22 protein-coding genes are annotated in these 25,392 nt (G+C 71.7%); 13 read left to right on the top strand and 9 right to left on the bottom strand.

Going from position 1 to position 25,392, the window contains the following annotated elements; all coding sequences use genetic code 11:
- The first annotated feature begins 4 nt into the window (after positions 1-4).
- The 3 genes from KAH28_RS06255 to KAH28_RS06245 all read left to right on the top strand — a co-directional run bounded on the left by KAH28_RS06255 (position 5) and on the right by KAH28_RS06245 (position 1,855).
- Complete coding sequence (locus KAH28_RS06255) at positions 5-913, top strand: crotonase/enoyl-CoA hydratase family protein (protein ID WP_290575121.1); 909 nt, start codon at positions 5-7, stop codon at positions 911-913.
- Positions 910-1,404, top strand: a complete 495-nt coding sequence (locus tag KAH28_RS06250; RefSeq protein WP_290575120.1) for a hypothetical protein — start codon at positions 910-912, stop codon at positions 1,402-1,404. Before KAH28_RS06255 ends, KAH28_RS06250 begins: the two co-directional genes overlap by 4 nt.
- 79 nt (positions 1,405-1,483) lie before the next feature.
- A complete protein-coding gene (locus tag KAH28_RS06245) occupies positions 1,484-1,855 on the top strand; it encodes a hypothetical protein (protein WP_290575119.1) in 372 nt (123 codons plus the stop codon).
- 21 nt (positions 1,856-1,876) lie between these two features.
- Here the strand turns inward: KAH28_RS06245 and KAH28_RS06240 are convergent, their stop codons facing one another.
- Positions 1,877-2,707, bottom strand: coding sequence for a CHAD domain-containing protein (locus KAH28_RS06240; RefSeq protein ID WP_290575118.1), 831 nt, complete (start codon positions 2,705-2,707; stop codon positions 1,877-1,879).
- 144 nt (positions 2,708-2,851) lie between these two features.
- On the opposite strand from KAH28_RS06240, the gene KAH28_RS06235 reads away from it, so the two are divergent.
- Positions 2,852-3,385: a hypothetical protein gene (locus KAH28_RS06235; protein ID WP_290575117.1), complete on the top strand. Its 534-nt coding sequence runs from the start codon at positions 2,852-2,854 to the stop codon at positions 3,383-3,385.
- Positions 3,386-3,390: 5 nt separating this feature from the next.
- On the opposite strand, the gene KAH28_RS06230 is transcribed toward KAH28_RS06235, so the two are convergent.
- Positions 3,391-4,833 carry an alkaline phosphatase D family protein gene (locus KAH28_RS06230; RefSeq protein WP_290575116.1) on the bottom strand — a complete coding sequence of 481 codons (1,443 nt, stop codon included), beginning with the start codon at positions 4,831-4,833 and terminating at the stop codon, positions 3,391-3,393.
- Positions 4,834-5,010: 177 nt separating this feature from the next.
- Here KAH28_RS06230 and KAH28_RS06225 point away from each other — a divergent pair, with 177 nt between their 5' ends.
- The 3 genes from KAH28_RS06225 to KAH28_RS06215 all read left to right on the top strand — a co-directional run bounded on the left by KAH28_RS06225 (position 5,011) and on the right by KAH28_RS06215 (position 7,522).
- Positions 5,011-5,619: a TetR/AcrR family transcriptional regulator gene (locus KAH28_RS06225; protein ID WP_290575115.1), complete on the top strand. Its 609-nt coding sequence runs from the start codon at positions 5,011-5,013 to the stop codon at positions 5,617-5,619.
- Positions 5,620-5,645: 26 nt separating this feature from the next.
- Complete coding sequence (locus KAH28_RS06220) at positions 5,646-6,551, top strand: fatty acid desaturase (RefSeq protein WP_290575114.1); 906 nt, start codon at positions 5,646-5,648, stop codon at positions 6,549-6,551.
- A gap of 101 nt (positions 6,552-6,652) precedes the next feature.
- The gene (locus KAH28_RS06215) at positions 6,653-7,522 is read left to right on the top strand and encodes a universal stress protein (RefSeq protein WP_290575113.1); all 870 of its coding nucleotides are present in this window, start codon (positions 6,653-6,655) and stop codon (positions 7,520-7,522) included.
- 39 nt (positions 7,523-7,561) lie between these two features.
- Here the strand turns inward: KAH28_RS06215 and KAH28_RS06210 are convergent, their stop codons facing one another.
- The 4 genes from KAH28_RS06210 to KAH28_RS06195 all read right to left on the bottom strand — a co-directional run bounded on the left by KAH28_RS06210 (position 7,562) and on the right by KAH28_RS06195 (position 12,223).
- Positions 7,562-8,611: a sodium:calcium antiporter gene (locus KAH28_RS06210; RefSeq protein ID WP_290575112.1), complete on the bottom strand. Its 1,050-nt coding sequence runs from the start codon at positions 8,609-8,611 to the stop codon at positions 7,562-7,564.
- A gap of 81 nt (positions 8,612-8,692) precedes the next feature.
- Entirely contained in the window at positions 8,693-10,459 is a 1,767-nt protein-coding gene (locus KAH28_RS06205) for an alpha/beta fold hydrolase (protein WP_290575111.1), read from the bottom strand.
- Between the two features lie 85 nt (positions 10,460-10,544).
- Entirely contained in the window at positions 10,545-11,792 is a 1,248-nt protein-coding gene (locus tag KAH28_RS06200; RefSeq protein ID WP_290575110.1) for a DUF3089 domain-containing protein, read from the bottom strand.
- A 116-nt stretch (positions 11,793-11,908) separates the two neighbouring features.
- Positions 11,909-12,223 (bottom strand): HNH endonuclease, encoded by a 315-nt coding sequence (locus tag KAH28_RS06195; protein WP_290575109.1) that lies wholly within the window; start codon positions 12,221-12,223, stop codon positions 11,909-11,911.
- A 172-nt stretch (positions 12,224-12,395) separates the two neighbouring features.
- Here KAH28_RS06195 and KAH28_RS06190 point away from each other — a divergent pair, with 172 nt between their 5' ends.
- Both KAH28_RS06190 and KAH28_RS06185 read left to right on the top strand, forming a co-directional pair.
- Positions 12,396-13,145 (top strand): tyrosine-protein phosphatase, encoded by a 750-nt coding sequence (locus KAH28_RS06190; protein WP_290575108.1) that lies wholly within the window; start codon positions 12,396-12,398, stop codon positions 13,143-13,145.
- A gap of 106 nt (positions 13,146-13,251) precedes the next feature.
- Positions 13,252-15,759 carry a bifunctional diguanylate cyclase/phosphodiesterase gene (locus KAH28_RS06185; RefSeq protein ID WP_290575107.1) on the top strand — a complete coding sequence of 836 codons (2,508 nt, stop codon included), beginning with the start codon at positions 13,252-13,254 and terminating at the stop codon, positions 15,757-15,759.
- On the opposite strand, the gene KAH28_RS06180 is transcribed toward KAH28_RS06185, so the two are convergent.
- The gene (locus KAH28_RS06180) at positions 15,746-16,678 is read right to left on the bottom strand and encodes a thermonuclease family protein (RefSeq protein ID WP_290575106.1); all 933 of its coding nucleotides are present in this window, start codon (positions 16,676-16,678) and stop codon (positions 15,746-15,748) included. The genes KAH28_RS06185 and KAH28_RS06180 overlap by 14 nt on opposite strands.
- The gene (locus KAH28_RS06175; RefSeq protein WP_290575105.1) at positions 16,567-16,905 is read right to left on the bottom strand and encodes a zf-TFIIB domain-containing protein; all 339 of its coding nucleotides are present in this window, start codon (positions 16,903-16,905) and stop codon (positions 16,567-16,569) included. Before KAH28_RS06175 ends, KAH28_RS06180 begins: the two co-directional genes overlap by 112 nt.
- A gap of 109 nt (positions 16,906-17,014) precedes the next feature.
- Here KAH28_RS06175 and KAH28_RS06170 point away from each other — a divergent pair, with 109 nt between their 5' ends.
- Positions 17,015-17,500 carry a GFA family protein gene (locus tag KAH28_RS06170; protein WP_290575104.1) on the top strand — a complete coding sequence of 162 codons (486 nt, stop codon included), beginning with the start codon at positions 17,015-17,017 and terminating at the stop codon, positions 17,498-17,500.
- A 39-nt stretch (positions 17,501-17,539) separates the two neighbouring features.
- Here KAH28_RS06170 and KAH28_RS06165 read toward each other — a convergent pair whose 3' ends face one another.
- Positions 17,540-18,028: a peptidylprolyl isomerase gene (locus KAH28_RS06165; RefSeq protein ID WP_366918136.1), complete on the bottom strand. Its 489-nt coding sequence runs from the start codon at positions 18,026-18,028 to the stop codon at positions 17,540-17,542.
- A gap of 30 nt (positions 18,029-18,058) precedes the next feature.
- On the opposite strand from KAH28_RS06165, the gene KAH28_RS06160 reads away from it, so the two are divergent.
- Genes KAH28_RS06160 through KAH28_RS06150 form a run of 3 tightly spaced genes read left to right on the top strand, consistent with a single transcriptional unit; the run spans position 18,059 to position 25,384 of the window.
- On the top strand, positions 18,059-19,165 hold the full coding sequence (locus KAH28_RS06160) for an efflux RND transporter periplasmic adaptor subunit (protein ID WP_290575102.1): 1,107 nt from the start codon (positions 18,059-18,061) through the stop codon (positions 19,163-19,165).
- A gap of 4 nt (positions 19,166-19,169) precedes the next feature.
- On the top strand, positions 19,170-22,322 hold the full coding sequence (locus KAH28_RS06155) for an efflux RND transporter permease subunit (RefSeq protein ID WP_290575101.1): 3,153 nt from the start codon (positions 19,170-19,172) through the stop codon (positions 22,320-22,322).
- Entirely contained in the window at positions 22,319-25,384 is a 3,066-nt protein-coding gene (locus KAH28_RS06150; RefSeq protein ID WP_290575100.1) for an efflux RND transporter permease subunit, read from the top strand. The genes KAH28_RS06155 and KAH28_RS06150 overlap by 4 nt, the downstream gene beginning before the upstream one ends.
- Positions 25,385-25,392 lie beyond the last annotated feature (8 nt).

The raw sequence follows: 25,392 nt of genomic DNA, 5'->3' as shown, positions 1-25,392 counted from the left end.
CGCCATGAGTCCGTCCACGCTGCTCTACGACACCCACGGCGCCATCGCCAGCATCACCCTCAACCGCCCCGATCGGCTCAACACCATCGTGCCGCCGATGCCGGACGAGTTCGAGGCCGCGATCAACGAGGCGGTGCACGACGATGCGATCAGGGTCATCGTCCTGCGCGGGGCCGGCCGTGCTTTCTGCGCCGGCTACGACTTCGGCGGCGGCTTCGAGCACTGGGATCGCTACATCACCACCGACGGACGCTGGGATCCGGGCAAGGATTTCGCCTTCGCCACCGCCCCGCAGCTGGCGCCCACGCAGAAGTTCATGAGCATGTGGCGCTCCCCCAAGCCGGTGATCGCCCAGGTGCACGGCTGGTGCGTCGGCGGCGGCAGCGACACGGCGCTGTGCGCCGATCTCGTCATCGCCTCCGAGGACGCGCGCATCGGCACGCCCTACGCGCGCATGTGGGGGGCCTATCTGTCCGGCATGTGGCTGTACCGCCTGGGGCTGACCCGCGCCAAGGAATACGCCCTGACCGGCAAGCCGCTCTCCGGCCGGGAGGCCGCCGACATCGGCCTGATCAACCGCGCCGTGCCCTTTGCCGCCCTCGAGGATGCCGTCCACGCGCAGGCGCAGCAGCTGGCATCCATTCCCGCCTCCCAGCTCGCGGCCATGAAGCTGGTGGTCAATCAGGCCTACGAGAACATGGGGCTGGCCGGTACCCAGACGCTGGGGCCGATCCTCGACGGCCTCATGCGCAACACGCCGGATGCGCATGCCTTCATCGACCGTGCCGGCGGCGACGGGGTGCGCGCGGCCGTGGCGCAGCGCGACGGCCCCTTCGGCGACTACACCCAGGCCCCGCCGGAGCAGCAGCCGGATCCGGAGAACGTCGTGCCGCCCCGGCCCGACTGGGCGTGAGCCGGACGCACGCGCTGGTGCTGCGCTCGCGGCTCGACGCGGGGCGCAACGCGGTCTGGCAGTGGATCACCGGGTTCGACGGCATCACCCGCGAGCTCATGCCGCTGATGCGGATGACCGTGCCGCGCGGCATCCGCCGCCTGGACGATGTGCAGGTGGTACCCGGCGAGCGCCTGTTCCGCAGCGTGATCCTCCTCGGCGGCGTGGTGCCGGTGGACTACTCCGACCTCACGCTGATCGCGCTCACGCCCGGCAACGGCTTCGTCGAGGAATCACCGATGGGGTCGATGGCGTTCTGGCACCACGAGCGCCGCATCGACGACCGTCCCGATGCCCCCGGCGTGATCCTCGTCGACCGTCTGCGCTTCCGGCCGCGCATCGCGGCGATACCGGCGGTGCCGCTGGTGCGCACCCTGTTCCGCCACCGGCACGCGGTGCTGGTGCGGGCGTTCGGCGGCCGCGGGCCCGAGATCGGCGACGACGTGGCCTGAACCCGCACTGCCCGGCACTTGCGCGCGGCGCGCGACCCGCTATCGTGGTCGCATTGCTTCTCCTGATCCCGGAACGACCATGATCCCGTCGGATGGCTTTGCCAGGCGTGTTGCCGCGGTGCGACAGGCGCTCGCCGACGTGCGTGCGCAGAGCCAGGATGCCTGGATGGCCGAGCTTGCGGCGCGCCAGGATCCCGAGTGCGAGCTCGCGGTCTGGGAGGCCATCGCGCTGGCCTTCGGCGCCTTCTTCGACCGGCGCGGGCCGGGCGGTCAGGCGCGACTGCAGGCGCTGCGCGTGCTCGCGGACTGTGCGGCCGGGCGCAGCGAGCTCGAGATCCGCGCGACCGCCTACCGCGCGCTGAGCGCCGGCGATATCCAGGAGCTGATCGCCCACTACCGCGCCGCTGTCACGGCGGCCGACGAGATCCGGCAGCGCCGCGGCGTCGACTGAGCCGGTCGTCGCCGCCCGGCGTCAGCGGTACACGGGTCCCGCCACCGTCTCGCGCCACCACGTCCGCGCGCCGCGCGAGAAGCAGCGTTCGCCCTGGCGCAGTGCGCGTGCCGCCAGCCGTTCCTGCTCGCGCTGGAGCTGGGCGTGCAGCAGGCTGCGCTCACCGGCCGCGGGGCCGCCGCGCATGGCCGCCATCCGCAGCGCCAGATCGTGTCGGTCGTGATGGTCGCCCAGCGCGTCGCAGAGGCGCGCCAGCCGCTTGCGCCGCGACTTGAGCGCGGGCCACAGCGGCGCCAGCAACGCCACCTGGTGCATGTGGTACTTGGCGTCCTTGCGCCATTCGTGGAGGGCTGCCGGATGGGCCGGATGCGCCTGCGCGTTGCGCAAACCCCTGCGCGCGCGCCGGTAGCCTTCGAGCAGGCCCTCGGCCAGGTCTTCCGGAGTCAGCGGCGGCAGCGGCTCGGCCTCGAGATCCGCGCGCAGCGCGTCGAGCAGGGTGCGCGCCCGGTCGCCGGCATGCTCGTCTCCATCTTCCGCCGGCCGGTCCAGTCCGTCGGCCAAGCGTTGCCAGCCGCTGTCCGGGAATCGCGCTTCCAGCGTCGCGCACAGCGATACGGCCACCTGGTGCTCGCGTCGGCCGGCCAGCAGGCGCGCCGCGTCGCGCACCGCGCGATTGGCCTCGCCGTAGCGCGTGCCGAGCGGCTTGCGGAGCAGGCGCAGCACGCCGCGCAGCTTCTTGCAGCACTTGCGCGCATCGTGCACGTCGCGCGCGCAGTGCGTCGCCGCGCGCGTCAGTTCGCCCACGAGGCCATCCTGGAGCTGGGCGTGCAGCGGGCGGAGCGGCGGTGCCATGCGGCGTTCCGAAGTGCGAACGGTGCCCGATTAAACCGCAGCCCCGTCGCCCCTGCCTAGCGCTCGGCGGTGGAAGCGTGCCGGTGGATGGGCTTAGGGTATCGGCCGGAACCGTATTCGGGAGCCAGGGTTATGCAATCGGGCATGCAATCGATCGTCGGGCTTCTTGCCCTGCTGGCGCTGACCGTCGGCATGGCCGCGGACGCGGCGCAGCGCGGTGAGATGCACGGCAACTGGCGTGTGCTGCATCACGGCGCGCGCGCTGCCAGCGCCGAGCAGATCGCGCCGGCGCAGGGGATGCGCCTGCGCTACTTCTGCACCACGCGCGCCGACGGCATCGCCGAGCGCCTCGAGTTGCTGGATGCGGGCGTGGCCGGTCTGGAGGACGGCGCGCGCTACCGGTTGCGAATCGGCTTCTCGAATGGTGCCGAGGCCCGCGCGATCGCGATGATTGCGCACCCCGATCGCGGGCTGCTGCAGTCGGACGGCGACATCGCGGATCTGCTCACGGCCATCGGCGACAGCCCCGACATCGGCTACGCCCGCGGCGAGAACCGGATCGACGCGCATCCGGTTTCCACCCAGGCCTTTGCCGAGGCGGTTGCGGCGGCGCGCGCGCAGTGCCGGCAGGGGCAGCCCGTCGAGCCGGACGGCAGGGGTATCGGTGGCGGTGACTGACCGGCTCAGAGCGCCAGGGCCGGGGTCGGTCCGTCGCGCTCCAGTTCCCACCAGGCGCGCCAGCGGTTGTGGCGCCGCTCCAGCATGAGGTAGTTGCGCTGCGCGGTATAGACCGCGCGCTGCCCGGGTAGCGGGTGCAGCCGGATGGGGTGCTCCGGCAGCGGCGATTCGCCGAGCGCCGCCAGCAGCCCCAGCCCGCGCGCGTAGGCCTGCGGCGGTGGCGGGTGCGCGATGCCCGATGCGACCAGCTGGTGCATGGCATCGCGGGCGCCGTACATGGCGCCGCGCGTGGCCAGATGGATCTCGCCGGACAGCAGCGTCACCCGGGTGCGGGGGCGCTCGTGCATGCTCAGCATCGTGCGCAGGAAGTGGCACCACTCGTCGCGATGTGCACGGCTCTGCCACTGATCGCGCAGGTCGTCCTCGTACTTCTGGGCATGGGGAATGAGGCGCATCGCGCCCTCCACCCACGACAGGCGCGGCCCCAGCGCCGGCACACTGGACAGCACCAGCACGCGGGCCTCGTCCGATGCCGCCGCCGCATCCGCGAGGAAGGCGTGCCCGGCCGGCCCCATGACGCGATCCGGCCGTCGCTCCGAACGCAGGTCCGGCGCCATCACCGCGAGACCCGGCAGGCGCGCACACCAGCTCAGCGAGGTGCCGCTGCGGTCCGGGCACAGCGGCGGGACCTCGTCGGGCGCGCAGGCGTGCTGGAAGAGGAGATAGGCCTCGCGCGCGACCACGAATACCGCACGGCCGATGGCGGCGTCGAGCTGGCGCGGGTAGAGCGAGCCCCAGCCGTCGCAGATGTCGTGGTCGTCCCAGATGCACAGGGACGGCACGCGCGCCGTCACGCGCGCCGGACCCTCCTGCGCGTAGAGCGCCAGATAGCGCGTGAACAGCGCCGCGCGCAGCCGTTCGGTGATGACGGCCATGGTGTCGGCATCGGGGTCGGTGATGTCGCCGTCGTCGCGCCACTCGCGCACCAGCGGGTGGACGTCGAGCATCTCGTCGGCGTAGAGCTGGTCGCCGCCGTTGAGCAGCAGTTGCACCGGCCGCGCGTCGTTCGCGTCGGCCAGATGGCGCCAGAGCGCATTGCGCTCGTGCGGGTCGCGTTCCGCGTCGCCGTGCTCGCGGCCGTTGCAGGACACGAAGGCGATGCGCAGATCGTGATCCAGGCACGCGCTGACCGCGAAGGCCTCGCCGTCGAAGCGATAGGCCGCGTCGCGGGTGGCGGGCAGGGTGAAGCGGTAGCGCCACAGCTGCCGGTCCGCTGCCGCCGCCAGCGGCTCCGCCGTGATCGCGCCGTCGCGCGTTTCCAGCTGCGGTGCCGGCGTCCCGCACGGTGTCGCTGCGAGCACGGCGAGCGCGATCCCGCCGTCGGCGTAGCCGCGGAAGAAGAGTACCGGCCCCATGCGGCGCGGCGGGCCGGCGTCGGTTCCGGTCATGGCGTTGCCCGGTCGGTGGCGTTGGCGGATGGCGGGAAGTGGCTCATGGATGGCGGACACGGCATCACGGAATGCGGCCGGGTTGCCGGGCCGCTGCGACCAGTGTGCGGGAGTCGCGCCGATCGCCGCTGAACGGCGTCGGTTGACATGTTAATTGAACGTTGTTAAATAAACACCATGGGACGACCGGCACTCGACGACAAGATGCTCTCCGCCATGCGCGGCCGCCTGGCCGAGGCCACGCTGGCGATCTATCGCGAGCGCGGACTGGACGCGATCAGCTTCCGTCGCGTCGCCGAGCGCGTCGGGGTCAGCCATACCCTCATCTACCGCTATTTCCCGGACAAGGATGCGCTGCTGGCCCATGCGCGGCGGGACTGCTTCCTGCGCTTCGACGCCTTCGTGCGCGCGCGCGAGATCACCGATGCCGGCATGTTCGCGCATTTCCACTCCATCGCGCACGCCTACGTGGCCTTCGCGGAGGAGCACACCGGCGACTACGTGCTGATGTTCAGCACCGAGCAGCCGCCGCCCGACCGCTATCCGGAGCTGCTGGCCGCGCGCCAGGACATGTTCGAGCATGCGGTCGCGGCCATCGCCTTCTACGTCGAAGCCGGCGAGCTGCTCGGCGATCCGCGGCTGATCGCGCACGCCTTCTGGATCAACCTGCACGGGCTGATGATGCTCTACACCGCGCGTCAGCTGGTCCACGGATGCGCGCTCGACGAGCTCGTCGATCCGATCATCGACCGCCTCATCGCCGGTGGCACGAGCGCTGCCGGATAGCGGCTGCATCACGGGAGGAGACGCCCATGAAGCCCGAAGATATCCGCCGGCACCTCGACCCCGCGCAGCGCCGCGAGCTGGCGCGACTGTCACGCGTGCGCGGCGTGGCGGTTCCGACGCTGATGCTGGCGGTGGCCGTGGTGGTGGGCACCGTCACCGTCGATGCGCTGGCGCTGACCGGTGCGCTGCCGCTGTGGGGCGGCGCGCTGCTCAACAGCCTGCTCGGATACTTCGCGTTCAGCGTCGCGCACGATGCCATCCACCGCGCGGTCTCGGACCGCCCCGCCATCAACGATGCGATCGGCCAGATCACGGTCCTCACCATTGCGCCCTATGTACACCTCGGACTGTTCCGCTGGGGGCACGTGCAGCACCACCGCTTCGCGGTCGGGCCGGACGATCCCGACCGGGTGTTCCGCGGCCCGTGGTGGCAGCTGCCGTTCCGCTGGGCGTTCATCGATGTGGCCTACCTGCTGTACGTCACCCGCCACGGCGATCATCGCGCCCGTCGCTTCCTCGGGCGCTCGCTGTGGATGGCGGGGGCCTTCGCGGTGGTGGTCGCGCTGCTGGTGGCAGCCGGTCACGGCATGGCGGTCCTCATGCTGTGGTTCGTGCCGTCGCGGCTCATCCAGATGATGCTCGGCTTCAGCTTCTTCTGGCTGCCGCACGCACCGCACGATGTCGCGCAGGCGGACCATTTCACCCGTGCCAGCACCATTCGCGAGGGTCACGAGTGGCTGATGGACACGCTGCTCCAGTACCAGAACTACCACCTGCTGCATCACCTGTTCCCGACCATGCCGTTCTACAACAACGGACGCGCGTGGCGGCTGCTGGAGCCGGTGCTCCGACGCCACGAGCTCGCCATCCAGGAGGGCTTCGCCATCCGGCCGCGCATCGTGCGGCCCGCGCAGGGACCGCTCGACGGCTGATCCAGATCATTGCCCCCCGGCGCGCCGCGGGGCGACAGTATCGCGGTGGCGTGGTGGCATCGAGACCGCGCCGCGCGACATCCGACAAGAGGAGCATGCGAATGGCCGTCTACAAGAAGATCCTGCTGGCCACCGATCTGTCCCCGAAGGCCGCCCGCGCCCGCGAAGCGGCGCTGCAGCTGGCGCGCGACCACGGCGCCGAACTGCACATCCTGCACGTCAACGTGCTGTCGGCCCTGCACATGGACTATCGCGGCCTCAAGGAGGCCGATGACTACGTTGCCTCGGTGATGGCGAGCTGCCGCGAATCGCTCGATGCCATTCCGGACGAGCCCGGGCTGACCATCGAGCGCGCCGTGCGCACCGACGAATCGCCGGCCGGCGCGGTGCTGGCCTACGCCGGCGAGCACGCGGCCGACCTCATCGTCATGGGCACCGACAAGGTGGACACGCTGCAGCGCTTCTTCGTCGGCAGCGTGGTGCTCAAGGTGCTGCATCACGCCGATGCGCCGGTCCTCGTGGTGGGCCGCGACAGCGCAGGCGCCACGCCCGCGAAGCGCATCCTGGTGGCGACCGACCTCTCCGAAGCCGCCGACGGCGCCGTGCGGCACGCGGCCCGACTGGCCGCCATGAACGGAGCGGCGATGACGCTGCTGCACGTCATGGAGCCGCAGATGGGCACGCCCTACGACATGGGGCAGGTGATCGGCGACCCCGATCCGGAGCAGGGCCGCGCCGCGCTCGCCGGCTTCGTCGAGCGCACGCCGCTGGAAGTGACCCCGGAGACCGACGTCCGGGTCGGGCCCGCCATCCGCACCATCGTCGACGCGGCGGAAGCCGGCGGCGCCGATCTCATCGTGCTCGGCGCAACCGGTCACTCGGCGCTCGGCCGCGTGCTGCTGGGCAGCACCGCCGACCGCGTTGTGCAGCACGCCCCGTGTCCGGTGCTGGTGCACCGCCACCAGGGATGACGGCTGCGCGCGGGACGGCGGCAGTTCCGCCGTCCCGCTTCAGTGGGCCGGCGCGGGGGAGGCCGGCGGCAGGCTCGGCACGAAGTCGACGGCACCGAAGGTCTCCATCCCGATCCACAGCACGAAGCCGACGTAGAGCGCGAGCAGCACCACCGACTCGATCCGCGACAGCACCATGCGCGTGCGCATCATGAGGAACAGCGCGATGGTCGCTACCGTGAGCACCGCCATCATCGGCGCCGCGACCGAGAAGTTCACCACCGTCGCGCCGGCGATGAGCACGCCCGCCGGGATGCAGACCAGCAGATCGAAGGTGTTGCTGCCCAGCACGTTGGCGATGCTGGTCACGCCGCGGCCGTCGCGCGCCGCGCGGATCGAGACGAAGGCGTCCGGTATGGAGGTGCCGGCCGCCACCACCGTGATGCCCCACAGGAAGCTCGGTGTATCGAAGATCTCGCCGAAGGCCAGCGCTGCGCGTACCAGGCCCTCCACGCCGATCACGATCACTGCCAGCGACAGTGCCAGCTTCGCCCACTCGCGCCCGACGCGGATGCCGGACACGTCGACGGTGTCCTCGTGGTCCAGGGTGTCCTGGTACTGCACGAACAGGTAGAGCCCGTACAGCGCCACCGGCATGATCGCCAGCCAGCGCGTCAGTTCGCCGCGGATGGCCTCGCCGTCGCCGCGCACCGGGTGATAGATGGCGGCGAAGGCGAAGGTCAGCGTCAGCACCGCCACCGCGATCATGTAGAACTGCGCTTCCTTGTAGACCAGGTCGCGATTGGCGCGCAGCTGCTCGCGGCCGCTGAGGCCGGCGGCCGCCGGGATGACCAGGATGTTGAACAGGGCCGAGCCCACGATGGCGGCTACGCCGAGCTCGAACTCGCCGTGGATCAGCGTCGAGATGACGGTGGTCGACAGTTCCGGGAAGCTCGACCCCACCGCCACCACGATCGCACCCTGCACGATCTCGGGCAGCTGGTAGTGGGCGGCGAGCCGGGCGCTGGCGCTTTCCAGCAGCCCGCTGCCCTTCCAGATGACGGCGGTCGCGACGACCGCCACGGCGGTCCAGAGAAGCAGTGCCGGCATGGCGGTTCGCGGGCCTCGATGCGCAGGGCCCAAGGGTACCGGTCGCGCCGCGGGGGCGCGACCGGTGGAAGCCGAACCGCGCTAGAACCCTTCGGCCACGATCTGCGCGTCGCTCAGCAGCGGCACCTGCACGCGGCCGGTGAGATTGACCGCGGGCACCAGCAGGTCGCGCGAGAAGGTGCCGAGATACTGCGGATGGAAGCCGAACAGCAGTAGCCCGAGGGTGTCGCCGGCCTCGAGCCGCTCGGCGACCGCCACCAGTCGCTCGGGGTCCTGCGGGGTGCCGTGGCTGCCGAAGCCGCGCACCGGGGTGAGCTGATCGTCGATCAGCTGCCAGCTGCCGTCGCGCCGGTAACCGAGGCCGATGTAGACGATCGGGTCGCAGGCCAGCGGCAGGAAGTCGAGCAGGCAGTCGTCCAGCGCCAGGGCGGGCACCGCCGGGGTAACCTCGAGGTGGAAGGTGGGCTGGCCGCCCAGCACGGCGCCCTCGTCGCCGATGGTGGTCAGCTCGACGGCGCCGATGCCGCCGGGCAGGTCCGGCCCGAGCACGCTGGTGGCCGCGCCGATCACGCCGCTGACCGCCGGCAGGTCGGTGGCGAAGGGCAGATCCTCGCCGCCGACCGGCACTTCGGAAACCGCGACCGCATCGCCGTCGGCCAGCGAGAGGCAGATGCTGTCGCCGGTGGGGACGGTCGCGGCGAGCTCCGCCGGCCGGTCCTTGAGCTTGGCGTCGAACCACGCCAGCGTCGCCGCCTGCCGGTCGATGCCGCCGCAGGCGTTCGCGCCGGCCGGCCCCTGGAACTCCGGAACGGCCACCAGGCCGGAGAGCGCATCGAGCGCGTCGCCGACCGATTCGCCGGCCAGTGCCTCGGCGCCGAGCGGGAGCACGTGCCCGGTCTGGTGCGTCAGCAGGCGCACGTCGCCGCCGCGCTCGCGCAGGCAGCGGTAGTTGTCGAAGGCCTCGGTGACGTTGAACAGCGTGTCCGGGAATCCCTGCCACAGCATCACGTCGACCGCCGGCGGCGCCACCGGCGGCGTCTGCGGGATCTCGGTCGTGGCAAGGAACTCGATGGCGTCGATGGGCTCGCCGTCGCAGAAGTAGCGCGGGCTGTGGTAGCGGAAGAAGTTCAGCGCGCCGTCGGGGAAGGTGTTGGTCGCGAGGCCGCGCAGCAGGGTCTCGCGGATGACGTTGTCCTGGTCGAGCTGCGACCCGGCCTCGCCGCCCGCCACCAGGAACAGCGCCCAGCCCGACTTGATGGCGCCGGCCGGATTCAGCGAGTAAGTCAGGTCGTGCCAGGTGATGTCCGGCACCATGGCGCGCACGCGGTGCTCCGGGTCCACCGCCTGCAGCAGGAACTGATAGCCGCCGCCGTAGCTCGAGCCGAAGGTCCCCACCTTCATGGTGTCGCCGCCGTCACGCGCGACCTGATCGAGATTCGCCTCCGCCCAGTCCAGGATCGCGACCAGATCGCGGCCCTCGGCGTCCGGATCCATGACGCGCACCGGCCCGGTGGATTCGCCGAAGCCGCGCTGGTCGATGCTGATGACGTAGTACCCGCGATCGATCAGCGCGGCGATGGTGCCGCCGGCCTCGGTCTGCCGGCTGCCGCCGTAGCCGTGGCCCTCCAGGATCAGCGGATAGCGCTGGCCGGGCACCACCTCGCTCGGCTCGAAGAGCTGGAAGACGATGACGCCGTCGACCGGCGACGGGATCTCGACGCGCTCCACGACGCCCGGACGCGGATCGCCGCCCGGCTGCGCGGCGCCGTCGCCGCTGCTGCTGCCACCGCACGCGCTCAGCAGCGCGCACGCCAGGACGCCGAGGGCGCCCACTCTCTGCATGGTCATCGGTCTCCTCCTTCCATGGTCGACCCGCCCGGCCGTCCGGGCGGTGTCATGTCGTTCGTTCACGGTTGTCGATGCCGCCGATCGCCTAGCGGCTGAGCCAGGCATGGCCCTGGCGGCCCGCGAGGTCGACGAGATCCTGCTGCGCCAGTGCGACATCGGCCAGATGCAGTCCCCAGCCGATGCCGCCCAGGAATTCGCCGGGGTAGTCGTCGGCGCGCGGGTCCTCAGGATCCGCCTGGATGCGGATCTCCAGATAGCTGGTGCCGTTGGCATCCAGCACGCACTCGGCGCGGATCTGTTCCGGCACCGTGAAGTAGGGCGTGTCCAGCGCCAGGTTGCGGGCCCGGCTGGCGTAGGGGCCGCCGCTGCCGCGCGGGATCACCAGCGCCTGATAGGCCGGCGGGTAGCTGCGCGGCATCTGCGGCGACAGTGCCGCCTCTCCGCCGGCGAGCTGCGCTGGGTTCGTGCACAGCGCGCGCGTGTCGGGGTCGGCGGTGGTGCCAAAGCGCGGGTCGTCGAGCTGCGGGTCGCCCGCGCGGAAGCTGGCGTAGCTCACCACGCAGCCGGTCTGATCGGCCGCGCGGCAGGCGGGCGTGCGCCGGAAGTCGCCTCCGACATCCGCGCCCGGCGGTACCGCCACCGAGGTGCCCATGAGATGCGCGCCGATCAGGCGCTCGTGCAGCCAGTCGTCGGGTTCGATGACCTCGGCGATCAGGCGGCGCAGCAGTCCGGAGCCCTGCGAGTGCCCGACCAGCACGAAGCCGCGCCCGTTGTTGTCGGCGGCGATGTAGCGGCGGAAGGCGTCGAGGACATCGCCGTAGGCCAGCTCGGCGGCCGCTTCGGGGATGCCGCCGCCGAGCAGCGGGCCCGTCAGCACCGACACCGCCAGCCGGCTCAGCGTGATCTGGCGATAGACCGGGGCGAAGGTGCGGCAGACCTCGCCGTAGCGCGCGAACTGCGAGGCCACGGTGTCGCGTTCCTGCGCGCCCGGGTTGAAGTCCGAGTTGCGACCCGGGTCGACGCTGGTCGTCGGGTAGACGTAGAAGCAGTCGAAGGGCGCGTCCGCCGCCGGCAGGAAGGCGATCTCCGAGGCGGTGCCGTCGGCCGCGACCGAGGTGCTGCGCAGGTCGGTGGCGCAGACGTCGCTTGCGTCCGCGAGCTGCGGATGACAGAGCCAGTTGTCCGGACCCTCGTAGTTGGCGCTGACGTAGCCGTCGAACGGATTGCCGGCGTTGCCGTCGCTGCTGCCCTGCCCGCCGTCGCCGCCGCAGCCCGTGAGCACGACGCCCGCTGCCAGCCAGAGCCCCCAGCGGGCCGACCGTGATCGCAGCATGGTCTCCTCCCCTTAATGGTTGTGTAGTAATCGCGTAACAATGCCGCAGGTCGCGCCATCCGCGCATCGCGAAAACGCATGATGTCGAAGCCGGCGCGAGCCGGCTCGCCGCGCCGTCAGTCGGTCGCGGGGGTCTGCGCGCGCCGTCCGGCGCGCAGCTTCCGCGCCCACGCCACGTGCCGCCGGATGGCGGGCTCCGCGCGCAGCGCCTCGAGGGTATTGAGCCGCCTGCCCAGGGTCTGTTCATCGAAGAAGCGATGCACGGCGCGATGGCACTCGCGGCACAGCATGACGCCGCGACGCTGCATGTCGGTCTTGCTGAAGTGCCGCCGGAACCAGGGGCGGCGGTGATTGCGGCGCGGGATCAGGTGGTGAAAGCTCAGCGGCACGTCGCGTCCGCACAGCGCGCATCCGGGGGGATGCGGGCTCATGACGCGCGGCCGCGCCACGAGTGCGCGACAATGGTGTCGATAGGACGCGTGGCCGGGATGCGTGCCATGCCCGTCACCTTACCCGGCGCCCCCGATGGCGACTGCGCACGTGCGCCCCGCGTCGAGCGCGGCGCGCCCGCCGCGGACGCGCCATCAACGGAAGATCGTCACCTTGGTTCTGGAACTCGAACGACGCTGGATCCCGCTGGAAGGCAGCCGCAACTTCCGCGATCTAGGCGGGTACACCAATCGCGAAGGCCGGCGCGTGCGCTGGCGTCATCTCTTCCGCGCGGATGCACTGGGCACGCTGAGCGACGGCGACGTCCAGCGCGTGCGCGGCGAGCTCGGCGTGCGCACCGTCGTGGATCTGCGTCATGCGCGCGAGTGCGCGCTCAAGGGCACGGCGGCCTTCGCCGACGGCGAGACCGTGCGTCTGCACCATCTGCCGCTCAACCGCACCGATGTCCCCGATGACGATCCGCTGCCCGAGATGGACGATCTCGGTGCGGTCTATCTCTGGATCTCGCGCGGCGTCGGACCGGTGCTGGCGCGGGTCATGCAGTGCATCGCCGCCGACGATGCCGTCCCGCTGGTCTTCCACTGCGCGGCGGGCAAGGACCGCACCGGCATCATCGCGGCGGTGCTGCTCGAGCTGCTCGGCGTGCCCGACGAGGTCATCGTCGCCGACTATGCGCTCACCGAGCTCGTCGGCCAGGACATCCGGCCCGAGGATCGGGCCGCGGTATTCCACGCCTATCAGCAGGATGGTCCGCCCGCCGAGGCGCTCAATGCGCGTCCGCACCACATGGTCACCTTCCTCGAGGGCATCCGCACCGTGCACGGCAGTGTGCGGGACTATGTCGCCACCTACGGTGTCAACGAGCCCCTGATCGCACGGCTCCGCGAGCGCCTGCTGGAGTAGCACCGCCCGGACGGGCTGTTTCGCGGCCCACAGCCGCCGTTCGTCGCGCCGGGGCGCCGACATCGCGCGCGGATCGGGAGCATGGGCGCCCGTTCCGGAGCTGCGCATGCACGAGAGCCGCCGAGAATCCGAGAATGCCCTCGCAACGCTGGAGCGCGTCACGCGCTCGGGCACCTGGATCCTGTGGCCCGAGCAGCCGCCGCGGTTGTGGTGGTCGGCCGGTACGCGCGCGCTGCTCGACTGGCCGGACGACGCACCGCTGCCCGCCGTCGAGGCGGCGCTCGCCCAGTACACCGAACGCTGCCGGCCCGTCATCGCCGCGGCCGTGGAAGCCGCGATCGCGAACGACGGTGGCTGGGAGCTCGACCTGGAGCTGGTCTCGGCGGCCGGCGTCACGCGCTGGGTGCATACCACCGGCGAGCCCGTGGTCGAGGACGGACGCGTGGTGCGCGTGGTCGGCACCATCCAGGACATCGATGCGCGGCGTGTTGCCGAGGAGCGCGCGGCGGCGCTGGCCGCGCGCAACGCCGACCTCGAGCAGCGCTGGAAGCTCGCCACCGAGGGTTCCGGGCTCGGTGTCTGGGACTGGGATGCGAGCACCAACAAGGTCTATTTCTCGGCGCGCTGGAAGACCATGCTGGGCTACGCCGAGGACGAGATCGCCAATGATTTCACCGAATGGGATCGACGCCTGCATCCGGACGACAAGGAGCGCGCCTACGAGATCCTGAATGCGCATCTGCGCGGCGAGAGCGAGGCCTATCGCAACGAGATCCGCATGCGCTGCAAGAACGGGCGCTACAAGTGGATCCTGACCCGCGGGCAGGTGGTGGAGCGTGCCCCCGACGGCACACCGCTGCGGGTGGTGGGTACGCACAGCGACATCGACCGCCGCAAGTATCTGGAAGACGTCGCCGGACAGGCCGATGCCCGCTTCCGCGGCATGTTCGATTCGGCCCACCAGTTCATCGGCCTGCTCGAGCCGGACGGCACGCTGCTCGAGGCCAACCGCACCGCGCTGGATTTCGCCGGCGTCGGGCCCGACGTCGTGCGGGGAACCCCGTTCTGGGACTGTCCCTGGTGGCCGCGCGACGCCGCGACCCAGGAACGGCTGCGCGAGGCGGTGGTGCGGGCGCGGCGGGGAGAGACCGTGCAGTACCAGGCCGCGATCCAGGGCCCGGACGGGCGCAGCGCCATCATCGACTTCTCGCTGAAGCCGCTGCGCGATGACAGCGGCGAAGTCAGCCTGCTGGTGCCCGAGGGCCACGACATCACCCGACTCATCGAGGCCCAGCGCGCGCTCGACGAGCGCGAGCGGCTGTTCTCGGCCTCCTTCGATCATTCCCCGATCGGTGCCGCCATCGTCTCGCTGGAGGGCGAGTGGCAGCAGGTCAACCAGGCGCTGTGCGCGATCCTGGGCTACTCGGAGACGGAGCTGCGCCGGCTGACCTTCCAGGACATCACCCATCCCGACGATCTGGACGCCGATCTCGACAACGTGCAGGCCCTGATCGAGGGCCGCGGCCAGCACTACCGCATGGACAAGCGCTACATCCATGCCGGCGGCGGCGTCGTCCATGCCCAGCTCGATGTGACCATCATCCGCGATCCCGACGGTCTGCCGCTCTACTTCATGTCGCAGATCCAGGACGTCACCGAGCGCCACCGCATGCGCGACGCCATCCTGCGCGAGAAGGAGCTCGCCCAGGTGACGCTCGCCTCGATCGCCGACGGTGTCGTGCGCGCCGACAAGTGGGGGCGCGTCAGCTACATCAACGAGCAGGCGCTGCGTCTGCTCAGGCTGGTGACCGGCGACATCCTGCAGCGCCCATTCGACGAGAACGTGCAGCTGGTATCGGAGATCGACGGAGAGCCGCTGCGATCGCCGATCCGCGGCGTGCTGCAGGACGGCATGCCCGGCGTGATCCCGGCCGACGCCGCGCTGCTGCTGCGCGACCGCACGCGCCTGCCGATCGAGGGCGCGGCCACGCCGATCCGCGACGACCGGCAGCAGCTCATCGGCAGCGTGTTCGTGTTCCGCGATGTCTCCGACACCCGCCGGCTGTCGCGCCAGCTGCTGTACCAGGCCAGCCACGACCCGCTCACCGGCCTTCCCAACCGGCGCGAGTTCGAGGGCGAACTGGAGTCGCTGCGCCTGCAGGCGCGGGCGCGCGGCGGCGCCCACCAGCTGCTGATGCTCGATCTCGACCACTTCAAGGCGGTCAACGACCGCTGCGGCCACCAGCGCGGCGATCAGGTGCTGGTGGAGGTCGCTACCGTCATGCAGCAGCGGCTTCGCGCCAGCGACATCCTGGCGCGCATCGGCGGAGACGAGTTCGCGCTGATCCTGCGCAACTGCACCGAATCCAACGCCCGGCAGATCGGCGCGGGCCTGATCCGCGCGGTGAATCACATCGCGGTCATGCTCGGGGACGAGCGGCTTCCGCTGGGGCTCTCGGTGGGAATGACGCCGGTGACCGGCGAATGCAGCGGCAGCGAGCTGATGCACCGCGCCGATGCCGCCTGCTACCGGAGCAAGCAGGGTGGGCGCAATCGCCTGGCGTCGGGGCCGGACGAGGCGGTACGCGAGCCGCCCGCGGCTATCGCACCGTGAGCTGAGCCGGGTCGCGCAGCCGGATCACCGGCGATCCGTCGCGCTGGCGCACGGTGCCGCGCGCCAGCACCCGCCGGCCGGTCAGGCCGCGCAGCCGTTCGGCATCGAAGCGCGGCAGCAGGGCTTCGGTCACCCGCAGTTGCAGCCCGGCCTCGAGCCGGATCTCGGCGCCGGAGCCGCCTACCCGCACATCGGCCACCCGCCCCTGGAGCTGCCGGTAGCTGTTGCGGAACCGCATCGCATCGCGCGCCGGTCGCGGCCGATAGGCGTCATGTCGCCACAGGCCGCGTGCGGCGCTCCGTGCAATGGCCTCGGCCGCGAAGTAGCGTGCGATCCGCTGCATGTTGTCGGGGTGAGCCGACACCATGGCCTGCCCGGCCCGCAGCATGCGCTCGCCGACGTCATCGCCCCCGGGCAGCGCCAGATAGGCCAGCAGGCGGTCGTAGTCATCGCGCGCGGTGGCGCCCGTCTCCACCGTGACCGGCACGCCATCGAGCAGCTGCTGCAGAAAGCGGCTGGCGGCGAGGCCGCCGGCTTCGCCGGGCGTGCCGCGGCGCGCGACCTCGGGGGCATCGATGCCGATGATCCGGACGCGCCGCCCGTCGGCGAGCGCGACCGTGTCGCCGTCGATGACCCGAGCGACCTCGATCTTGCGCGGCATCTCCGAGGCGCTTTCGCCGACTGCCTCGGCGCCGGCCGGCGGTCGATCGCCGTAGTGCACGACGCCGTCCTCGTGCCAGCGGTAGATCCCGGCGCCGACCGCACCGGGGACGACACCGGTGACGAGCAGCCAGACCGCCAGCCGCGTCAGCGCGCGCGGAATAACGCCTCGACGTAGTACATGCAGCCCCGGAAGTCGCTGCCCGGGAACGGGCGATGCGCGGCGCGATCGAGCCAGACGCGGCCGCAGTGCCGGCACTGGTGCACGTCCAGCGTGCCGACCCGGGCCGGCGCCAGCGTCACGCCGCAGCGCGGGCAGTGGCCCTCCGCCGGTTCCGCCGATGACGCGGGCCCGGAGTCGTCCATCCTGTCGGGGCCCTGTTGCCGCGCCTCCCGGCGGTGTCGCTCCAGTGCCGCGAAGTAGCGATTCTCGTCGGCCTGCTCCCGACGCCGCAGGGTGTCGCCAAGACGATCCTTGTAATCCATCGCATGCTCCGGCTCGACTCACGCATCTTGGACCGTAGCAGCATGCGGCAGTTCTGTCGCGCCGGTAATGCGCGCACAATGGGCGCCTCCCCTCATCGGAGCCGATGCCATGTGGCTCGACGGATCCTGTCACTGCGGCGCGGTCCGCTTCCGCGTGCATGCGCCGCATCCGGTGCCCTTCGCCCGCTGCTACTGCTCGATCTGCCGCAAGACCGCCGGCGGCGGCGGTTACGCGATCAATATCGGTGCCGACAACAGCACGCTCACGGTGGAGGGACGCGACGCGATCAGCGTCTACCGCGCGCGCACCGGCCCGGACGAGGCCAGCCGCAGCCCCGGTCAGCGCCACTTCTGCGCGCATTGCGGAAGCGCCCTCTGGGTCTGGGATCCGCGCTGGCCGGAACTGGTGCATCCGGCTGCGTCGGCCATCGACACCCCGCTGCCAGTCGCGCCGCATCATCTGCATCTGATGACCGGGTCTGCTGCGCCGTGGGTGCCGCTCGAGCCCGGGCCGCGGGACGATGTGGCCACGGCCTATCCGGACTGTTCGCTGGCGGAGTGGCACCAGCGCAACGGGCTCGAATCCTTCGAATAGTGCGGGGGCGGTGATCGTGTCACCGCCCCCGCTGCCGGCTCAGTGCTCGGCGTGCTCGCCGTTCTCGTCGTGGGCGTGGCCGTGCTCGACCTCGTCCTCGCTGGCCTCGCGCACCGAGACGACCTCGATGTCGAAGTGCAGCGTCTCGCCCGCGAGCGGGTGGTTGCCGTCGACCGTGACCTCTTCGTCGCCGACTTCGGTGACGGTCACCGTGACGGGACCCTGCTGGGTCTCGGCGCGGAATCGCATGCCGGGCGCGATCTCGTCGATGCCCTCGAAGGCGGAGCGCGGCACGTTCTGCACCAGCTGCTCGACCCGCGGGCCGTAGCCGTCCTCGGGCGCGACCTCTACCTGGAACTTATCGCCGGCCTGCTTGCCTTCCATTTCCTGCTCGAGTCCTGAGACGATGCTGTTCGCGCCGTGCAGATAGCGCATCGGCTCACGGTCGCGCGACGAATCGAGCACCTCGTCGGCATCGTTGGTCAGGGTGTAGTGGAATTCGGCAATGGTTCGCTCGGTGATTTGCAAGGGATTCACCTGAAAATGCATGTTCCGTCGATGCTACGCGAGAAGCGTGGCGCCTGCTTGCTCGGCGCCCTCGCGCTGACCCTCGCGTTGACCGCCTGCGGGCGCGACGCGCCGCCGCGCACGCCCCCCGTGACGGGCGATGCCGCGGCGCGGCCGCTTCCGGTGGCGCTCGCTCCGGTAGCGCGCGACAGCGTCACCGCCAGCTGGCAGGGGACCGCCACCCTCGTGGCGCGGCGCGATGCCGAGGTCGCCGCGCGGGTGGGCGGAGCGATCGCCGAGATCCGGGTCGAGGTCGGCGATCGCGTCGAGCAGGGGCAGGCCCTGGCCCGGCTCGATGACGAACGGCTGGCGCTGGAGGCCGACCGCGCCCGGGCCCTCTATCGCCAGCGCCAGGCCGAGGCCGAACGGGCCGAACGGCTGCTGGCGCGCGAGCTTATCTCGGACGACGAGCACGAGCAGGCGGTATCGAACCTCCAGACGGCCCGCGCCGAGTACGAGCTGGCCGCCCTGACCGTGCGCGAGGCCACCGTGCGCGCCCCGTTCCCGGGGCGGATCGCGGAGCGCCATATCCGCCTCGGCAACACCATCGCCGCCGGGGAGGCCGCCTTCCGGGTGGTGGATCTGGACACGCTGGAGACCACGCTGGCGGTACCCGAGCGCGACGTCGCGCAGCTCGCCGTCGGCCAGCCCGCCGAGCTGCGCGCCGACGCGCTGCCCGAGCGCTACTTCAGCGGCGAGGTCGCGCGCATCAGCCCGGCGGTGGACGCCGACACCGGCACGGTGGCGGTGACCGTCGCCGTGGACGGTGCCGGGGCCACGCTGATGCCGGGCATGTTCGTGCGCGTGGCGGTGGTCTTCGATCGCCGCGAGGACGTGCTCACGGTGCCGGAGGCTGCGGTGCAGCGCGAGGACGGCGCGGCCTTCGTGTTCACCGCGGAGACGGCGGACGACGGCTTGGTGGCACGCCGCACCGAACTGGCGCTGGGCTACCGTTCGGCGGGGCGGGTCGAGGTCACGGCCGGCCTCTCCGGCGACGAGCGCGTCGTGGTCAGCGGTGTCGGCGGTCTGCGCGACGGGATGCGCCTGAGCGACATCGCCGCTGCCGAGGCGGCGCCGCCCGGCGGCGAGCAAGGCTGAGCGCATGCTGCACGCCCTGATCGCCGGCAGCGCCCGGCGACCCATCGCCGTGACCCAGGTCTTCATCGGCCTGGTGCTGTTCGGACTGGTCGCGGCCGGCCGGCTGCCGGTGACCCTGCTGCCGGATCTGTCCTATCCCACGGTCACCGTGCAGGCGGAACTGCCCGGAGCGGCACCCGAGGAGGTCGAAACCCTGCTGGCGCGACCGCTGGAGGAAACCCTGGGGGCGGTGCGCGGGCTGCGCCGGATCGAGTCGCGCTCGCAGATCGGGCGCGCCGACGTCACGCTGCGCTACCACTGGGGCACCGACATGGCGGAGGCCGTGCTCGACGTGCGCGAGCGCCTGGATGCGCTGACCCTGCCGCGCGATGCCGGTCGCCCGGTGGTGCTGCGCTTCGATCCCGGGGGCGATCCCATCGTGCGCTACGCGCTGGTGCGCGCCGACGGCGCCGAGCATCCCGAAGCGCTGAAACGGCTGCGGCGGCTGGCCGAGGACGCGGTGGCGCGGCCGCTGGAATCGGTGGCGGGCATCGCGGCGGTGGAGATCGCCGGCGGTCTGGAGGAAGAGATCGCCGTGGTTGCCGATGTCGAGCGCCTGGCCCGCTTCGGCATCGGGCTGCAGCGCATCGGCGACCGGCTCGCCGCGGAGAACGCCAATATCTCCGGCGGGCAGGTCGAGCAGGGCACCAACAGCTACCTGGTGCGCACGCTCAACCCCTTCGCCAGCATCGGCGAGATCGGCGACACCATCATCGAGCGTCGCGGCGGCCGCGACCTGCGCGTGCGCGACGTCGCCGAGGTGCGCGAGGGCTTTGCGGAGCGCGACACGGTCTTCCGCGTCGGCGGGGTCGAAGCGGTCGAGATCGCCATCTACAAGGAAGGCGATGCCAACACCGTGGCGGTGGCCGATGCCGCGCGCGGGGCACTCGACGCGCTGGCCGGTGAGCTGCCCGCCGGCTTCGCGCTGGAGCCGCTGTTCGACCAGTCGCGCTTCATCCGCGCGGCCATCGACGAGGTGCGCACCGCGGCCGTCCTCGGCGGTCTGCTGGCGGTGGCGGTGCTCTGGCTGTTCCTGGGCCGGGGCTGGATCACTGCGGTGATCGCGCTGACCATCCCGGTGGCGGTGATCACCACCTTCAGCATCATGGGCGCGGCCGGCATCGGTCTCAACGTCATGTCGCTCGGCGGCTTTGCGCTCGCCATCGGCATGCTGGTGGACGACGCGGTGGTGGTGCTGGAGGCCATCGCGCGGCGCCGCGATGCGGGCGCAAGCACGCTGGACGCGGCGATCGACGGCACGCGCGAGGTGGCCGGCCCGGTCATCGCCAGCACCGCCACCACGGTGGCGGTGTTCCTGCCGCTGGTCTTCGTCGAGGGCGTTGCCGGCCAGCTCTTCGCCGACCAGGCGGTGGTGATCAGCGGTGCGCTGATCGTCTCGATGATGGTGGCGCTGACCCTGATCCCGGCGCTTGCGGCGCGGGGCGGTGGCGCGAGCGCGGATGCGTCCGCCCCGGCCGGGGCGCGCCGCGTCGGCCGGCTGATGCGGCCGCTCCATCGCGGCGCCGCGCTTGCCGTCCGGCCGGTGCTGCGCGTGCTGACGGCGGCATCGGCGGGCTTCCGTCGCGGCCACGGCCGGGTTGCGGCGGGCTACGACCGCGTGCTGCGCGTCAGCCTGGCCCATCGCGCCACCGTTGTCGCCGGCGCCCTGCTGCTCGGGCTGCTGGCGCTGGCCCTGCTGCCGCGCATCGGCGTGTCGCTGATCCCGCCCTTCGCGCAGCACGAGTTCCGCGTCGACCTGACCCTTCCGCCGGGCACGCCACTGGCGCGCACCGACGAGGTGGCCGCCCGTGCGGCGCGTGCCGCGGAATCGGTCGCCGGCGTGGCCGGCGTCTACGGCAGCGCCGGAGTCGGCACGCGACTCAATCTCAGCGCCGAGACCGGCGCTGACTTCGAGGCCGAGCTGTCGGTGCGCCTCGATCGCGACGCCGGCGTTCCCGAGACCGTCGTGCGCGCCGCCGTGGCGCGCGCGCTCGACGGTTTCGGTCAGCTCGACTATCGATTCACCGAGCCCACCCTGTTCAACTTCGACGCGCCGCTGGCCGTGGAGCTGGCGGGCTACGACCTCGACACGCTGATCGCCGCGGCGGCACGCGTGGAAGCCATGCTGCATGCGCGCGGGTACGGCGAGGTCGAGAACGACGCGCGCCGCGGGCAGCCCGAGCTGCGCGTCGACTTCGACACCCAGCGCGCCTCGGCGCTGGGGCTGGAGAGCGCGGGCATCGCCGACACCGTCGCCAACGCCGTGGACGGGCTGGTGGCCACGCATTACCGCCTGCCCGACCGCGAGATCGCCATCCGCGTGCGCGGCGGCGACGCGCTGCGCAGCGACATCGCGGCGCTGCGCGCGCTGCCGGTGAATCCGGCCGCAGGGGGGGCGGCCCTGCCGCTGTCCGCGGTGGCCGACGTGACCCGCGAGCGCGGCCCGGCCGAGATCCGCCGCGCCGACGGCAGTCGCGTGGCGGTGGTGTCGGCACGACCGGCCGATGACAGCCTCGGGGCGGCGGCGTCGGCACTGGCCGCGGACATCGCGGCGATGGACCTGCCCGCCGAGGTCGATGCCCGGGTCACCGGGCAGTCCGACGAGCTCGATGCCAGCCTGTCGAGCGGCCTGCTGGCGCTGACCCTGGCGGTGTTCGTGGTCTACCTGATCATGGCCGCGCAGTTCGAGTCGCTGAGCCAGCCCCTGGTCATCCTGCTGACGGTGCCGCTGGCCGGCATCGGTGCCGTGCTGACACTGTGGGCCACCGCCAGCACGCTCAATGTGGTGGCGCTGATCGGCTTCATCGTGCTCGCCGGCATCGTGGTCAAGAACGGCATCGTCATGATCGATCTCGCCGGCAGGCTGCGCGCCGACGGGCTCGCGCCCGACGCCGCCATCGCGGAGGCGGCGCGCGTGCGGCTCCGCGCCATCCTGATCACCACGCTGACCACCGTGCTCGGCCTCGCGCCGCTGCTGTTCGGCGGCGACGAGGGCGCCGAGCTGCGCCGTCCGCTGGCGCTGACACTGATCGGCGGCATCTCGGTGTCGACGCTGCTGACGCTGGTGGTGCTGCCGGCGGTCTATTCGCTGGTGGAGCGCGGAGCGCGACCGGGATGAGCCCGACCGCCTGGGCGGTGGCGCGGCCGGTGGGGGTGAGCATGCTCTTCGTGCTGCTCTTCGTCACCGGCCTCGTGGGCGGGCAGCGGGTGCCGCTGGCCTTCCTGCCGGATATCAGCTATCCCGCGCTTGCGGTCGATATCCCCTACCGCAATGCCACCCCCAGCGAGATCGAGCGCCGCATCACCCGACCCGCCGAGGACGCGCTGGCCACGGTCGGCAACATCGAGGGCATGCGCAGCCGGTCGAGCTCGGACGGTGCCAGCATCTTCGTGCACTTCGGCTGGGACACCGATCTCTCGCGCATGAGCATGGAGGTACGCGACCGACTGGAAGCGGCGCGCTCGCTGTTCCCGGATGACGTGACCACCATCAGCGTGCGCCGTTTCGATTCCGGGTCGCTGCCGGTGCTCAACCTGCGTCTGTCCGCGGAGCGCGATCTGTCGGATGCCTACGAGCTGCTGGAGCGCCATTTCGTGCGCGCCATCGAGCGCCAGCCCGGGGTTTCGCAGGTCGAGATCTACGGCGTGCAGCCGGACGAGGTGCGCATCGCGCTGTCGGCGGCGCGCATGGCGGCGCACAACATCGCGCTCGCCGAGCTCGCGGCCCGGCTCCGTCGCGCCAACTTCCAGCGCGCCGGCGGGCACCTGGACAGCGACCATCGCCGCTATCGCCTGCGCCTCGATGGCCAGCTCGACAGCGTCGAGGCAGTGCGCGCGCAGATCATTCGCGACGACGGCCTGCGGCTCGGCGACATCGCCGACGTGCGGCTGGCCCAGCCGGTTCCGGAGGAGGGGCGGCGCGTCGACGGTCGGCCGGCGGTGGGGGTGAACGTCTACAAGGCCTCCGACGCCAATCTGGTCGCGGTGGCCGATGCCGCGCTCGCCGAGATCGCGCGCGTGCGCGAGGTGCCGGCGCTGTCCGATCTCGACGTGCAGGTGCGCTTCAACGCTGCCGACGATGTGCGCAGCTCGCTGGACGATCTCGTCGAGGCCGGCCTGCTGGGCGCGCTGTTCGCGCTGGTCGTGCTCTACGCCTTCGTCCGCGAGTGGCGCACGACCCTGCTGGTCACCGCTGCCGTGCCGCTCTCGCTGACGGTGACCCTGGGCGTGATGTACTTCGCCGGCTACTCGCTCAACGTGCTGACGCTGACCGGGCTCATGCTGTCGGTGGGCATGCTGGTCGACAATGCCGTGGTGGTCAGCGAGTCGGTGCACCGCCACCGTCTGGCGGGCGCCGACGCCCGCGACGCGACGCTGTCGGGCGTGCGCCGCGTGGCGCTGGCGGTCACGGCCGGGACCGCGACCTCGGCGATCGTCTTCCTGCCCAACATCGTCGGCGCCGAGAACCAGGTCACCATCTACCTGTCGCACGTGGCGGTCACCATCGCGGTATCCCTCGCGGCGTCGCTGGCGGTGGCCCTGCTGCTGATTCCGCAGCTCACTGCACGCCTGCCGGCGCCGCGACCCCCGCGCGTGCCGGCGTGGCTGCAGCGCGTGCCGGCCGGCTACGAGCGTCTGCTCGCCTGGACGCTGTCGCATCGCCTGATCACCACGCTGCTGGTGATCGCCTTCGTCGCCAGCGTGGCGCTTCCGGCGCAGTGGGTGCGCATCGACCTCTTCCCGCGCGAGGAGGCCAGCCAGATCGAGCTGCGCTACAACCTGCACGGCAGCTATGCCCTCGACACCGTCCGCGCGCAGGCGGTCGAGCCCATCGAGGCGCACCTGCTGGCCAACCGGGTCGCCTACGAGATCGAGGGCATCTATACGCACTATCGTCAGAGCCGCGCCGAGACGGTCATCAGCCTGCTCCCCGAGGATGCGCGCACCCAGAGCAGTCAGCGCATCAGCGAGCGCATCCTGGAGGCGCTGCCGCCCATCGCCATCGGCCGCCCCGGCTTCCAGTCGGGGCGGATCGGGCAGGCCGATCCGATGGCGGTGCGCATTCACGGCGACGGGGTCGAGGCGGTGACCGCGATGGCGCAGGCGCTCGAGCCGGTGCTGCGCGGGCTCCCCGAAATCGCCACCGTGGGCGCCGAGGATCTCGCCAGCGCCGAGGAACTGCGCGTGCGCGTCATTCGTGAGCGTGCGCAGAACTTCGGCCTGAGCGCGCAGGACGTTGCCGAGGTGGTGGCGGGCGCGCTGCGCGGCGCCGAGCTCGACCCGCTGCGCGGACCGGGCGGCGAGCACGACATGCTGCTGGAGCTGCGCGCATCCGACCGCGCCGACATCGACGCGCTGCGCAGCCTCCCGCTGCAGGGTGCGGACGGGCAGCGGCTGACCCTCGATCAGGTCGCCGAGCTCGGCTTCGGCGGTGCGCCGGATCGCATCTCGCGGCACGACCGACGCACCGCGGTGGAACTCCAGTTCACCACCGCCGAGGACGTGACGCCGCAGGATGCGCGCGCGGCCATCGCCGGGCTGCTAGATGCCTGGACCTTCGCGCCCGGCACCGGCTGGTCCTTCGGCGCCGCCTTCGACCGCGAGGCCGAGGCCATGAACGCCATGATGGTCAACATGCTGCTGGCGCTCGCGCTCATCTACCTCATCATGGCGGCGCTGTTCGAGTCCTGGCTCGCGCCCAGCGCTATCGTCTCGTCGGTGGGTTTCGCGGTGATCGGCGTGTTCTGGTTCTTCGCCGCCACCGGCACCAGCTTCACGGTGATGGCGCTGATCGGCGTGCTGGTGCTGATGGGCATCGTGGTCAACAACGGCATCGTGCTGATCGACCTCGTGCAGCGCCTGCGCCGCGAGGGCGTCGAGCGCACCGAGGCGCTGCTGGTCGCCGGGCGCGAGCGCCTGCGACCCATCGTCATGACCGCGCTCACCACCATCCTCGGCATGGTGCCGCTGGCGCTGGGTGACGTCGCCATCGGCGGCGAGGGGCCGCCCTACTACCCGATGGCGCGCGCCGTCATCGGCGGCCTGCTCACCGCCACCATCCTCACCCTGCTGGCGCTGCCGCTGGTCTACACGCTGCTGGACGACCTGGCGCGCTGGAGCGCCGGGGTGGCGCGGGCCGCCGTGGGCGGCACCGCCGGTACGGCCCGCGGCCGGGCCTGAGCCCGACC

The sequence above is a fragment of the Algiphilus sp. genome (assembly GCF_023145115.1).
GTDB lineage: Bacteria > Pseudomonadota > Gammaproteobacteria > Nevskiales > Nevskiaceae > Algiphilus.
The sequence above is the reverse complement of the archived record's forward strand: the minus strand, read 5'-3'. Positions and strand labels throughout refer to the sequence as shown.